Source organism: Nostoc sp. CALU 546, from assembly GCF_048836525.1.
This window is the reverse complement of the sequence record NZ_JAWJTF010000019.1, coordinates 80374-93699: the sequence shown is the minus strand read 5'-3', so window position 1 is coordinate 93699 and position 13326 is coordinate 80374. Positions and strand designations below refer to the sequence as shown.

Genomic DNA, 13326 nt, shown 5'->3' with positions numbered 1-13326 from the left:
GTTAAAAGCTAGGTCATACCAATTTGAAGAAAGAAAGTTACAGATTCAAACCTGAAATCTCAGATAAAATCTGACACCTCTAAATTACGAATTACGAATTACGAATTACGCCAAGCCGTACTAGATGTGATTTAGCTTATCATTATCTCAACAATTTGCTCTCTAACTCCGTGGGGAGTAAATAAAAACAATTTGAGATCGGGAATTTGGAGGGGGTTGCAGAGTGACTGATGATGAACGCATAGTCAATACACAACAGATTTATCCAAAGGACTTTTCCTGGGGATTATGGCCTGTTCTACCACTCTACCCTTACGGTAGGCGGCAGACAATTCGTAAAGAGGTGCTTAAGGACACAATCTGGAATTTTGACCAGATTCAGGGCATTTTCTACGTAGTTGTGCCGATTCGTATGACTGTGGTTAAGCTGGAAACTGGGGGTCTTTTGATCTACGCGCCTGTTGCACCAACTCCAGAGTGCATCCGGCTTGTGAATGAATTGGTGGCAGAACATGGCAATGTTAAGTACATCATTCTGCCAACTATCTCTGGTATAGAACACAAAGTTTTCGTTGGCCCCTTCGCCAGATACTTTCCCACTGCACAGGTATTTGTGGCTCCCCATCAGTGGAGTTTCCCGCTAAATCTCCCCCTTAGTTGGCTTGGCTTACCCCCAAAACGAACTCAAGTACTTCCAGAAGATAGTAGCAAAACACCCTTTGCTGATGAGTTTGATTACGCGATTCTGGGCCCCATCGACCTTGGCCCTGGTAGGTTTGCAGAAGTTGCTTTTTTCCACAAGCGATCGCATACTCTTTTAGTCACTGATTCTGTACTTTCGATCCCAGAAGATCCACCTGCGATCGTTCTATTAGATCCATATCCCTTACTATTCCATGCCAAAGATCGTGCTTCTGATATTGTTGCAGACATTCAGGAAAATCGCCGTAAGGGTTGGCAGCGCATCTGTTTGTTTGCTTTGTATTTTCAACCAAGGGCACTAGATATACCCCAATGGAGTCAGGTGTTGCAAGATGCCTTGAAAGCACCACAACGCTCAAGGAAAGCATATTTTGGATTGTATCCCTTTAAATGGCAGTCAGATTGGCAGCGATCGTTTTATGCTCTGCAAGGGAATGGACGTTTGTTTGTCGCACCAATTTTACAAACGCTAATTCTCAACCGCGCACCAAAAGAAACTATCGACTGGGCTGAAAAAGTTGCTCGTTGGGATTTCCAGTGGATAATTCCCTGCCACTTTGATTCACCGATTAAAGCCGAACCGCATCAGTTTCGTCAAGCTTTCTCTTTTTTGGAAAAGCAGCCTGCTGTCAGTGGGGGTTTATTCAGCAGTAGCAGCTATCCTTTACCAGAGGAAGATTTTAAAGCACTTAGGGAAATCGATACAGGTTTAAATAAGTTTGGCATTGTGCCAGCACCAAAGGAGAAAGTATGAAACCAATTCGCAATTCGCAATTCGCAATTCGCAATTAAACTAAGCCACCCACTAGGAGTGGGGTTTCGACCTACCTAGGACTTACGCACTGTACAACTTAATCATGGTATGCATATAGGAAAATGGGTCGTTTCAGCCTTTTATCTACTCTGCAATGGTATTATACGAATTACGAATTACGAATTCCCTTAAATCGTTCTTTTGCTGCCTGAAACGCTTCTTGCATCACCAACTGAATTTTTTCGGGATCGGGTTTCTTACCTCCCATTAAATCACCAAAATAAACGCAAGCTGCTTCCCCTAGTGCCCAGGTATAGGCGGCTGCCCAAGAGGCTGCGATCGCACTACCAAAACCTGGTATAAATTTAATTAGCTCCCGTGCAATTGCTTGTGCTAAAAAACCACCTGCGATCGCACTCACAACTCCCCCCGCCTGAGATGGTGTAACTGTTTGCCCATATAATTTACCTAACAATCCCACCATTGATACTTGCAAAGCAGTGAGTACAGGCATTGTGGCAAATGGCAAAGGTACAGCGGCGAGAGTGGCAGACATAATCGCAAATGGCAAAATATAACGGCGTGCAGCATCTCGATAAAGGTTGCCAATTTGCTTCCCAACTTCTTCTTGATCTAATAGCTGATAAATCGCCTGTGCTTCTGCTTGTGGGAGTAGTTCTGCTAAGGAATCTCGCAGCGCTTCTAAGCCATAAAATACCGGAGTGTAGCCATCTTCTTCTAAAGTAAAGTCAATTAGTACAGAGCGGTCAGTTATTCCTGCGAAGGCTTGTTGCATTGCGGCAAATGCGCGGTTGACTTCCTCATAATCTGGTGGATAGGCGGGATGATCAACAGTATTGGCAGGATAAACTTCATGCAAACAGGTAACTACCAACAGACAGGGAATGTCTGGATACTTCTGGCGTAGTTGTTGAGCAATTTGTCGTAGCGTGTCAGTTGCAAAATCGTTGATTTTGACGGTCAAAAGGAGAATTCTGGCGGAACGAGTTTGCTGTTGTAAATCGCTAGCTAATTCCTGAATAATTCCCTGGGTATCTTGTTTAACATCGCCTAAACCTACCGTATCAGTAAAAATCAGTAGCGGCAGGTCATTAGAAGGATAGGCATAGCGCTGGGTGTTTTGCGTGTGGGGACGAAATCCCTGACCAATAATTTTGGCAGAAACTCCCGTCAATCCCCGCACAATTGAACTTTTTCCGGCTTGGGGTTTACCAATCAGTAGCGCTTCTGTGGTTGGCAGTTCGGCTCGGATTTTCTCTAAAATCTCTGTAACCTGAGCCTCACTCACACTAAACCATTCAACAACTGTCTGTGCCAGTTGTTCTACGGGTAAGAGTTGCGTTAGACGTGTTGTTGTTTTGTTCCAGACATCACCAATGCGGTTTGTCCAGGAATTATCGACGGATTTGGTAGTTGTTCCATCGGTCGGTTCACTCAATTGCTGAGAATCAGTTAAGGGTGAGTCAGCATCACGTTGCTCAGTCATTTACATCCAAACGGTAGATAGCTGTCATTCATTCAGGACACTTCATGGTGTTTAAGATTGAAATTATTAACCTAGAAGACCCTTATTACTCATCTTATAGCGATTCTCAAAGGGATAACCAGTACCGTTAGTAGTGTAATTAACTTGGGCGCAAGCCTTCCGTGAAGCATAGCGGAGAGGAAAGTTTGGCCCCCTTACCCATATCTTTCTTAACAAACAGACAAAATACTTAAACAGGACTTACGCAAACGGTAGCCGAAAAGAATGATTTTCAGGTATTGGTCTGTCCCATTAGTTCTGAAGGGTTATAAAAGTTTGTAGTAAGGACTTTAGTCCTGAATTTTTAAGCACTTAAGTGCTTACTACAAACCCTGCAAAATTAATGGGACAGACCAGTAGTAGTCTGTCAAATTCATTTTGACGGTTTTCGAGACGCGATAAATCGCGTCTCGAAAACCCACAAATTTGTACAATTAGCCCTTACCTTAACCCAAGCGTATTGGTTTTGTCTGTGTAGCCGCGACTTCTAGTCACTTCTAGTCGCTCCCCTAGTTCTCCCCGATTTTTACCTAATTTCAAATTATCAACATAAAATTTGTTAACACTTTTAGCGATACCAAACTTTTCAACATCCTATGAATGAAGATAGAACATTTTTTCGTATATTTGGTTCAATATTCGGCGGTGTTGGCAGCATAATTGCCGTCACGGGCATAATTATTGGACTGAATACTCGTTCCTTTGTGACCTCTGCAATCCCAGCACAAGGGACAATAATTGATTTGGTACGACGTTCATCAACTGATAATAAGGGTCGTTATTCTTATGTCTACTATCCAGTGGTGAAATTTACCACTTCCTCTGGTGAAACAACGGTTTTTGAAGCAAATTCAGGCAGCAACCCACCAGAATTTACTAAAGGTCAGCAGGTAGAAATACTATACAGTCCTGAAAAACCAAATTCTGCCACGATCAACTCCTGGCTAAGTTTATGGTTTTTGCCTATGATGTTTATCAGCTTAGGATCAATTTTTGCCTTGGTTGGCGGAATTGTATTAGTCAGGTCGTTTCCGCGTTTGATAGGTTCTAAATAAAAGTATTTTGGGAACGGAATAGACTGATTTTTTCATCTTGCATCAAAGTTACTACTAAAATCTCCATTAAGAAAACGAAGAATACAGCAACGTAGATGCAATAAGTATTTGAGGCAGTAATACCTATGTTTGAACCCTATGCCATCCGCACCGAAGCTGATTATCGTGCTGCACTGGATGAAATTGAAAGATTGTTTGATGCGGAATTAAATACACCAGAGTTTGACCGCTTGGAAGTTTTAACTACGCTTGTGGCAGCATACGAGCAAAGGTGTTATCCAATAGAACCACTAGATCCTATTGAAGCAATTTTATATTATCTCGAATTCCGTGAGTTGTCTTTGGATGAATTAGAACCAATTAAACAAGCGATGTCTTAGAGCTTATTTGAACAGCAAATACACCAGGCGATTAGAAATCGCGGCTACACAAACAAAGTCCGCCTGTGCGGACTTAAGAAATTGGAAACCCGCGTAGTGGGTAAAGTCCCGTGCTTCACGCAATGCTTTAAAGTAATGAGTAATGAGTAAGGAGTAATGAGTGGATGAAAAATGGGCATTTACTCATTACTTATTACTCATTACTCATTACTCCTTCTTAAGAGCGCCTTTAGGTCGGTGAGGATGTCAAAAATGACAACTAACTAAACACGCGACTTGACAAATTTTTCCAATCTATCCATTCCCTTTTCAATCGTCGCCATATCTGTGGCGTAGGAAAGGCGAATGTTGTCATCAGCGCCAAAAGCAATTCCGGGAATGACTGCAACTTGATGTTGTTCCAGCAAAGCGTCACAAAATTCTAGAGATTTTAGACCGGTTTTGCTGATATCAGGGAATAGATAAAAAGCGCCATCTGGTTTTGCGGTACTCAATCCGGGAATGGCGTTGAGTCTATCTAGCATTACCTGTCGGCGTTTGGCGAAGGCTTGACGCATTTCTTCGACACAATCTTGAGAACTTTCTAAAGCCGCGATCGCACCATATTGGGCAAAGGTACAAACGTTAGATGTACTATGTCCTTGGATGGTACTCGCTGCTTTAATGATTTCCACGGGCCCTGCTAAATAGCCAAGACGCCAGCCCGTCATGGAATAAGCTTTCGCAAACCCATTACTGATCAAAGTCCGGTCAAAAATTTCCTTCCCAAGAGAACCGATGCTGATATGTTCTGCACCGTCGTAGAGAATCTTTTCGTAAATCTCATCAGAGACGACTAAGATATCTGCATCAACTACTACCTGCGCCAGTGCTTTAATTTCATCTGGTGTATAAACCATCCCAGTGGGATTAGATGGGGAGTTGAGGATAAATAGCTTAGTCTTAGGCGTGATTGCTTTACGGAGTTGTTCGGGAGTAATTTTATAACCGGTCGTAGCATCTGTGGGCACAATTACCGAAACTCCACCGACCAAAGTCACCATTTCGGGATAACTTAGCCAGTAGGGTGCAGGGATAATTACCTCATCACCTGGATCGATTAGCGCCACCATTAAGTTGTACAGAGAATGCTTACCGCCATTGGTGACGATGACATTCTCTGACTTGTAATCAAGACCGTTATCAGTTTTAAGCTTACGGGCGATCGCTTCCCTTAACTTTGGTTCTCCGGCGGCGGCACCATATTTGGTTTTGCCTTCATCCAAAGCTTTGACTGCTGCGGCTTTAATATGCGCCGGGGTATCAAAATCTGGTTCTCCAGCGCTAAAACTACAAACATCTATTCCCTCTGCCTTCAATGCCTTAGCCTTGGCTGCGATCGCTAAGGTTAATGAAGGTGTTACCTGACTTACTCTTGCTGCCAGCTTCATTCTTACTTTTTTTTGGCAAATCTTTCACTTATCTAAGGATATCCCAGAATCCCTACCAAGATTTGCTTTTTCTGAATTCGTTGGGGATTGGGGAGATGAGGCAATACACTTCGGTTAAGGCAAGATGACAGGGGACAGGGGACAGGGGACAGTGAATAATCTCTAACCTTTACCCTTTACCCTGTAACCTGTACCCTATTCCCTTACCCATTCCCTAAGCTATCGTCACATCCGGCGACAAGTAAACATCTTGAATGGTGTGGAATAGCTTCACGCCTTCTTCAAAGGGACGCTGAAAGGTCTTCCGCCCAGAAATTAATCCTGAACCACCAGCCCGTTTGTTAATTACAGCAGTGCGAACGGCTTCGGCGAAGTCATTTTTCCCAGTCGCGCCACCAGAATTAATCAGTCCCACACGCCCAGAGTAGCAATTCAGCACTTGGTAACGAGTTAAATCAATTGGATGATCGGTTGTCAATTCTGTGTAAACCCGCTCATCGGTTTTGCCGTAACTCTTACCACTGGCTTTGGCAACTGCACCATAACCATTGTTAGTTTCGGGTAACTTTTGTTTGATGATGTCGGCTTCAATGGTGACACCCAAATGATTCGCTTGTCCGGTGAGGTCGGCTGCAAGGTGGTAATCTTTATCTTGTTTAAAGGCATTATTTCGCAGATAGCACCAGAGAATAGTAACCATCCCTAGTTCATGGGCGCGTTTAAAAGCTTGGCTGATTTCTTTGATTTGTCTGGTAGAATTCTCGGAACCAAAGTAAATTGTCGCACCTACGGCGGCTGCCCCCAAATTCCAAGCTTGTTCCACATCAGCAAATAATACTTGGTCAAATTGATTGGGGAAAGTCAGCAATTCGTTGTGATTGATTTTGACAATAAAGGGAATTTTGTGGGCATATTTGCGCGAAACTATACCTAATGTCCCTAAAGTAGTAGCAACAGCATTGCAACCTGAAGCGATCGCTAGCTTGACAATATTTTCTGGATCAAAGTAAATCGGATTGGGCGCAAAAGACGCACCTGCTGAGTGTTCAATCCCTTGGTCTACTGGTAAAATAGATAAATAACCTGTGTTTGCCAGACGACCAGTAGAATAAAGTAGCTGGAGATTACGCAATACTTGAGGGTTGCGATCGCTGTTAAGCCAGATTCGATCTACAAAATCTGACCCCGGCAAATGTAGTAAATCACGAGAAACTTTTGCTTTGTAGGTAAGCAGGTCTTCTGCCTCTTTACCTAGCAATGACTCGATAGAATTAGCCTCTATGAGCGTTGTAGTCATAGCGTTTTCCTCAGAATTTGAGCAAATGACCTTTGTCTTTAAGATAGCATTTTTAATATTGTTAACCTGGTTATGCAAGCATTAACTATATGTAAAATCTTTCTGATATATAGTAATCCGATTTGATTTCTGAATCACTCGTAGAGGTAAGGAACTGGGGATTAGGGGCAATGAGGACTGGGAAGAAGGAATAAAGGTGTACTAAGTTTTTTTCAAAAATCAAATATGAGTCCTATAGCAATCTTAAATCATTTGTAAAAACTTGTTTGACTCATCAAACGTGAGATTTAATTGTCAAAATTTGTATTTTCTCCCAAGCAAATAACTTCTTTAGAAAGATGCGGAGTGATAAAATCGCGCTAAAGATCAGAATTTGTCCCCAAGTTTGCAGGTTAATGGCCTTTAACAAAGTTGCTGCAACCATAAAGCTCAAACTAGTTAGCATTCCTTCTGCGACTATAAGCCTTGCCTGGTAAACATTGCACTTAAGAATTAGAGAAAAGATTGCAGCGATGACATAACCAGCGATCGCTAAAGAACCTAACAACTGGATGATTGTTGCCCATACAGAGAAATTAAAAAGATTCATCCTTGATATTGTTCTTTTTAGTCTTTGCTTGCTCAATTTCTTTTGCCAAAAAGAAATTCAGAATTGTTCGTAGTGTAATGATGGCAGCTAGTTTACCAATTTCGTCCCAAGTTGGAGCGATCGTACTACGTAAAATGTCAGCAGCCAGTGCAAACTCAAGGGAAAGAGCCAGCCACATACCTAACCCTAAGCGAATTTCCTCTTTAGCATCGTTCAGCTTTTTACGGCGGCTAAATAAAAAAACTAGGATCTTAATGACGGCTTCCAAAACAGCGATACCAATGATAATGCCAGTGAAGATATCAACTGCTGTCGCAAGTACAGTCGTCAAATTCGTGACGAAAGCTTCCATATTGTTTATTTTATGGGTTCAAGCAGGAAAATGCCCTTGCACAAAGCATTGGCGATACTTGTCAGTGTTAAGTTAACAAATTCAATACAACCTGCCATCTACTAGCTGCTCAATCATGCTATCTTCGTATCCTATCTAGGATTTACAGAAAAGTAAAACCTATCTTCTCCTGATTGTGGTAATAATCGTTAAAAGAACAAACACAATTCTATGAGTAAATTTCAAATCGATATCGACTTCAGCAATATAGATTTAGCTTCCCTGGAAACAGAAGACGATTTTCAAAGAGAGGCCAGAATATTACTACCAAAGGTACTGGTCAAACTAGGTGAAAGTGTGGGTGAAAAGACTTGGGAAGAATTACAGCAAAAGCTCCAAGGAACTGGAGGTAAACTCAAATCTTCTCCAAGCGAGAAACGCAAGTTTATCCAAGAAACAGGAAGAACTTATCAACGAAATGCCAGTAAAAGGGAAAGACAAGAACTGGAAGACTACATAGTAGAGGAATTACGCCAGCACAAGCAGCAAAGATCCACCTAAGCTTGATACACGTGTATTCTAACTTCTACTTTCAGTAGTAGTTTTGGTAGAGTGCATTACGCCAAAGCAAAAAAAATCACAAACTTGCATGATCAGTTCATCTATAAACAGCTTGACTATGGAAAGTTGTGCGTAGCTTGTTCAAGAGAATTTAAGAATATCTTTGGCAATATTGCGCTTTTTAGTTAACCCGACTATTTGTAGAAATCCGGTTGAAACTATATATTGAGACTAGGTTTGAGAACGGAGAGGGGGGGATTCGAACCCCCGTTAAGTTTCCCTAAACAGACTTTCCAGGTCTGCGCCTTAAACCACTCGGCCACCTCTCCAGGTGTCACAAGTTACGATCATACTATAGAATCTCAGAAAATGCAAAGATAAAGAAAGAGATTTTAGATTGAATCTGAAAGTCCCAACTTCACAACGCAAATCCAAATGTCCCGTACATACACAATTAGAGTTCGCGATCGCGCCACTGGCAAAACATACACCTTACAAGTACCCGAAGACCGCTACATCCTGCACACTGGCGAAAAACAAGGGGTAGAACTACCGTTTTCTTGCCGCAACGGGGCTTGCACCGCTTGCGCTGTAAGAGTTTTGTCAGGAGAAATTTATCAACCAGAGGCGATCGGATTGTCGCCAGATTTACGTCGGCAAGGTTATGCCTTGTTGTGTGTGAGTTATCCCCGTTCTGACTTGGAAGTGGAGACACAAGACGAAGATGAAGTCTACGAACTCCAGTTTGGACGCTATTTTGCTAGGGGGAAAATTAAAGCGGGTTTACCCTTAGATGACGAATGAAGAAGAATTCAGGAGTCAGAATTCAGAATTCTGAATTCTGTCTCGATAAACAATTCAAAATCACCAAATTTCTGATGCCTGTACATTTTGGTGACTGGGTACGAAAAATAACTATTTTGGTTTGCTTATTGCTCTTGGTGAGTTGCCAAGGCAAAAGCCAGCTGCCAAACAATGAGGCTAACGTCAAAGTCGCGCGGGTAGTTAGTGGGCAGAGTTTAGAAGTTTTAGGCATGGCTGAACAACCAAATTGGATTTCCCAAGTGCGGTTAGTGGGTGTTGATGCACCAGATTTGCGACAGCGCCCTTGGGGCGAAGCAGCAAAAGAGCAGTTAGAGAATCTAATCGGCGGTGCAGAACAGTCGGTAACACTGGAGTTTGATTTAGAAGCAAAAGACAAAATCGGGCGAACTCTAGCTTATGTGTGGAAAAATAAGGTGTTATTGAATGAAGAATTAATCAAACAAGGGAATGCAATGTTTGTGGGGCGATCGCCTAACCACAAATATGACCTGCGTTTAGAACGTGCCCAACAATGGGCTAGACTCATGGGGCAAGGAATCTGGAAACCAGAAAAACCCATGCGCCTCACTCCCACTGAATTTCGCCGCCAAAATCTTTGAATATTGGGGACTGGGGACTGGGGACTGGGGACTGGGATTGGGGATTGGGGAGAATTTACTCCCCCCTCTCCCTTGTCTTCCCTCTCTTCCTTGTCTCTTCTCCATGCCCCATGCCCCATGACAAATGACAAATGACTAATCTACAAATTTTTCTAGATATTGCGACAGAAGCGGCCTTGGCTGCTGGTGCTATTTTGCAAGGCTACTTGGGTAAGTTAGAAGACGCAATTATTGAAAAAGGACGCCCTGGTGATTTAGTCACTGCTGCTGATAAAGCCTCTGAAAAGTTGATTTTAGAAATTTTGCGTCGTCACTTTCCCCAGCATTCTATCCTCGCTGAAGAATCAGGGAAATTCGGTAATCAAGAGAATGAATACCTCTGGGCAATAGATCCTTTAGATGGCACAACTAACTATGCTCATCAATACCCATTTTTTGCTGTTTCCATCGGGCTATTAATTAATGGCGTTCCACAAGTTGGTGTAATTTTTGACCCATTTCACAATGAATTATTCCGTGCCGCTGCGGGCTTAGGAGCAACGCGTAACCGTCGTCCCATAAAAGTTTCAGAAACATCTGAACTGAGTAAAAGCCTATTAGTAACAGGTTTTGCTTATGATCGGCGCGAAACCTCTGATAACAACTACGCAGAATTTAGTCACCTCACCCATCTTACCCAAGGAGTCAGACGTAGCGGTTCTGCCTCGCTAGATTTGGCTTATGTCGCCTGTGGGCGTGTCGATGGTTACTGGGAACGGGGGCTTTCTCCTTGGGATATTGCCGCTGGGATAATTTTGGTACAAGAAGCCGGGGGCAAAGTCACCGCCTACGACGGTACTCCCGTCAAAATTGAGTCAGGTAGAGTTCTGGCTACAAATGGTTATATTCACGGCTCCCTCAGTAGCGAACTTTTACAAGTCCCGCCACTGTCAGCATGGGTGTAGCAGATGGGGGCTTTCCTCCCGACTTTGGGTAAACTAAGAGGAATCTAACGCTCCTTTGGTGCAAAAAAATCTATATGTCTTTCAAAATAGATCGTGGACTATTTAAATATGATTTCATAGATCATCACGCAGTATTGTGCGTTCCAGTTGATGCGGATGTCAAAGAGATTCGCAAACGCTATCTTCAAATCGCCCGCCGCTTACACCCGGATAGTAGTTTTACTGAAACGGCTGCTCAAAAACAGCTAGGTAACGAATTTTTATCAAAGCTGGTTAACCCTGCTTACGAAAAACTTTGTGGCGATCGCACTCGCACGGAATATATTTTAATTTTGTCGCAAATTGGCAAGCGCCTGGTACAAGAATCTACTTCGGTAACTCTCAACACCGACTTGGCTAGACAGTTAACCGAGGCGGCTAATCTCGATCATTTCTATAAAAGTGCGATCGCAAAACTAGCCCAAACTCAATATGATTCTTTAGAGCAAGTGCTGCAAGTTATTGCCCAAGTTAGTGAGTTGAACTTAGTATATTTAATGCGGAGTGCGGCTAAATCATCCGCAGCGCCGCCGCCACCTGCTCAACCCAAAGTCCAATCAGGTACGCCTCAGCAAAATACACCAAAAAACACACCACCAGCACCAGCGCCACCAAAAGAAGACTCGGTTGTAGAACAGTATGTTCGTCGCGCTCAATCTTTGATTGATAAAAACCAATTTGCCTCAGCCAAAGTAGAGTTGCAAGAAGCCCTAAAGCTAGAACCGAAAAATAGCCGCTGCCATAGCTTAATTGCAATGGTGTATTTGAAGCAAAATCAGCTAAAAATGGCAAAAATCCATTTTGACAATGCTCTAAAATTAGACCCCAATGACGAAACGGCATTGCAATGGAAACCAAAAATAGATAAAGCTCTAGGACAACAACCGAGTGATCATAAGGTGACTTCATCCCCCAATAATGGAGATAAGCAACCAGATAAATCTGGTAGCGGTGGTTTGTTCGGTGGTTTGTTTGGTGGGAAGAAAAAATAATGGTGTATCAACCAGCAGCGGGAGCCAGGGATTTATTGCCCTTGGATGTGGAGAAAAAACGCTGGATTGAAGATCGGTTACAGCAGGTGTTTCACCGTTGGGGATATCACAGGATTATCACCTCAACTTTAGAGCGCATGGATACCCTGATGGCGGGGGAAGCAATCCAGCGTCAAATGGTCATTCAACTACAACAAAATGGCGAAGATGATGAATTAGGGTTACGTCCAGAATTAACAGCATCTATTGCTCGTACTGTTGTGACTCGGATGGCAGGTGTCACTTATCCGCAACGGTTGTACTATAACGCCAATGTGTTTCGCCGCACTTGGGAAAGTAGACACAATCGCCAACAGGAGTTTTATCAAGCTGGGGTGGAGTTGTTAGGTACTGGCGGATTGCTGGCGAATGCCGAAGTTCTGCTGTTAGTAGCAGATTGTTTGGCAGCATTGGGTTTGCAGGGATGGCATTTAATTTTAGGTGAGGCGGGAATTACCCGATCGCTCCTGAGTGCCTTTCCTGGTAATTTACAAGATCAAGTTCGCAGTGCGATCGCTCATCTCGACCGCATTACTATAGATAATCTACCCCTGAGTGACAAACTCCGCGATCGCGCCCGAATCATCATGGATTTGCGCGGCCCAAGTGCAGAAGTGTTACAAAAAGTCAGTAGTTTGGATCTAGATGAAGAACAGCGAGAGGCAGTAAATAACCTCAAATACCTAGTAGAATTACTAGAATCAGAGAAAAATTTTCCCTTAATCCTCGACCTCAGCCTCATCCAGACCATAGACTACTACACTGGTATTGTCTTTGAAGTTGTCAATGATACCGAATCTCAAGCCAGAGTTTTAGGGCGGGGTGGTCGATATGACCAGCTTTTAGGGCTATATCATCCCCAGGGAGAAAACATACCTGGTATTGGTTTTGGACTCAGTATCGAAGATTTATACCAAGTTTTGTTATCTACTCAGCAATTACCACAGTCAACCCCAGCGAGTGACTGGTTGGTAGCACCAGAGACAGCCAGTGCTAACGCCTTTGCCTTTGCCTACGCGCAAAAACTCAGAGATTCTACTGATTTGGTGCGGGTAGAAATTGATTTGGGGGGAAGAGATGCAGAGGCTATTCGCCAATACGCACGCGATCGCAGCATAGCCCAAATTGCTTGGATCAAAGCTGACGGTTCACCAAAAATTGAATCATTGCGTTAGTGGGTATGGGGTAAAGAGGCAGAGGGGATAAAACTTACTGTAACTTCTCCCCTGCTCCCCTGCTCTCC

General features: G+C 43.2%; 14 protein-coding genes and 1 tRNA gene. 9 read left to right on the top strand and 6 right to left on the bottom strand.

Annotated elements, in window-relative coordinates:
• The first annotated feature begins 223 nt into the window (after nt 1-223).
• On the top strand, nt 224-1456 hold the full coding sequence (locus RRG12_RS12440; RefSeq protein WP_420759488.1) for a DUF4336 domain-containing protein: 1233 nt from the start codon (nt 224-226) through the stop codon (nt 1454-1456).
• Nucleotides 1457-1625: 169 nt separating this feature from the next.
• On the opposite strand, the gene RRG12_RS12435 is transcribed toward RRG12_RS12440, so the two are convergent.
• A complete protein-coding gene (locus RRG12_RS12435; RefSeq protein ID WP_420759487.1) occupies nt 1626-2963 on the bottom strand; it encodes a YcjF family protein in 1338 nt (445 codons plus the stop codon).
• A 635-nt stretch (nt 2964-3598) separates the two neighbouring features.
• Between RRG12_RS12435 and RRG12_RS12430 the strand changes: the two genes are divergently transcribed.
• Entirely contained in the window at nt 3599-4057 is a 459-nt protein-coding gene (locus tag RRG12_RS12430) for a DUF3592 domain-containing protein (RefSeq protein ID WP_420759486.1), read from the top strand.
• A gap of 125 nt (nt 4058-4182) precedes the next feature.
• Nucleotides 4183-4437, top strand: a complete 255-nt coding sequence (locus RRG12_RS12425; protein ID WP_069074203.1) for a helix-turn-helix domain-containing protein — start codon at nt 4183-4185, stop codon at nt 4435-4437.
• A gap of 263 nt (nt 4438-4700) precedes the next feature.
• Here RRG12_RS12425 and RRG12_RS12420 read toward each other — a convergent pair whose 3' ends face one another.
• The 4 genes from RRG12_RS12420 to RRG12_RS12405 all read right to left on the bottom strand — a co-directional run bounded on the left by RRG12_RS12420 (nt 4701) and on the right by RRG12_RS12405 (nt 8105).
• Nucleotides 4701-5867, bottom strand: coding sequence for a pyridoxal phosphate-dependent aminotransferase (locus RRG12_RS12420; protein WP_420759485.1), 1167 nt, complete (start codon nt 5865-5867; stop codon nt 4701-4703).
• A 214-nt stretch (nt 5868-6081) separates the two neighbouring features.
• Complete coding sequence (locus RRG12_RS12415; RefSeq protein ID WP_420759484.1) at nt 6082-7164, bottom strand: class I fructose-bisphosphate aldolase; 1083 nt, start codon at nt 7162-7164, stop codon at nt 6082-6084.
• A gap of 274 nt (nt 7165-7438) precedes the next feature.
• Nucleotides 7439-7753: a DUF1622 domain-containing protein gene (locus RRG12_RS12410; RefSeq protein WP_069074200.1), complete on the bottom strand. Its 315-nt coding sequence runs from the start codon at nt 7751-7753 to the stop codon at nt 7439-7441.
• Nucleotides 7740-8105: a DUF1622 domain-containing protein gene (locus RRG12_RS12405; protein ID WP_420759483.1), complete on the bottom strand. Its 366-nt coding sequence runs from the start codon at nt 8103-8105 to the stop codon at nt 7740-7742. The genes RRG12_RS12410 and RRG12_RS12405 overlap by 14 nt, the downstream gene beginning before the upstream one ends.
• Nucleotides 8106-8315: 210 nt before the next feature.
• Between RRG12_RS12405 and RRG12_RS12400 the strand changes: the two genes are divergently transcribed.
• Nucleotides 8316-8645 carry a hypothetical protein gene (locus RRG12_RS12400; RefSeq protein ID WP_069074198.1) on the top strand — a complete coding sequence of 110 codons (330 nt, stop codon included), beginning with the start codon at nt 8316-8318 and terminating at the stop codon, nt 8643-8645.
• A 244-nt stretch (nt 8646-8889) separates the two neighbouring features.
• Here the strand turns inward: RRG12_RS12400 and RRG12_RS12395 are convergent.
• Nucleotides 8890-8974, bottom strand: a tRNA-Ser gene (locus RRG12_RS12395).
• 106 nt (nt 8975-9080) lie between these two features.
• On the opposite strand from RRG12_RS12395, the gene RRG12_RS12390 reads away from it, so the two are divergent.
• From RRG12_RS12390 to RRG12_RS12370, 5 genes are all read left to right on the top strand, one after another.
• The gene (locus RRG12_RS12390) at nt 9081-9449 is read left to right on the top strand and encodes a 2Fe-2S iron-sulfur cluster-binding protein (protein ID WP_420759482.1); all 369 of its coding nucleotides are present in this window, start codon (nt 9081-9083) and stop codon (nt 9447-9449) included.
• A gap of 74 nt (nt 9450-9523) precedes the next feature.
• On the top strand, nt 9524-10069 hold the full coding sequence (locus RRG12_RS12385) for a thermonuclease family protein (RefSeq protein WP_069074206.1): 546 nt from the start codon (nt 9524-9526) through the stop codon (nt 10067-10069).
• Nucleotides 10070-10200: 131 nt separating this feature from the next.
• Nucleotides 10201-11013, top strand: a complete 813-nt coding sequence (locus tag RRG12_RS12380; RefSeq protein WP_069074189.1) for an inositol monophosphatase family protein — start codon at nt 10201-10203, stop codon at nt 11011-11013.
• Nucleotides 11014-11087: 74 nt separating this feature from the next.
• Nucleotides 11088-12044: a J domain-containing protein gene (locus RRG12_RS12375; protein WP_420759481.1), complete on the top strand. Its 957-nt coding sequence runs from the start codon at nt 11088-11090 to the stop codon at nt 12042-12044.
• Nucleotides 12044-13258 (top strand): ATP phosphoribosyltransferase regulatory subunit, encoded by a 1215-nt coding sequence (locus RRG12_RS12370; protein ID WP_420759480.1) that lies wholly within the window; start codon nt 12044-12046, stop codon nt 13256-13258. Before RRG12_RS12375 ends, RRG12_RS12370 begins: the two co-directional genes overlap by 1 nt.
• Nucleotides 13259-13326 lie beyond the last annotated feature (68 nt).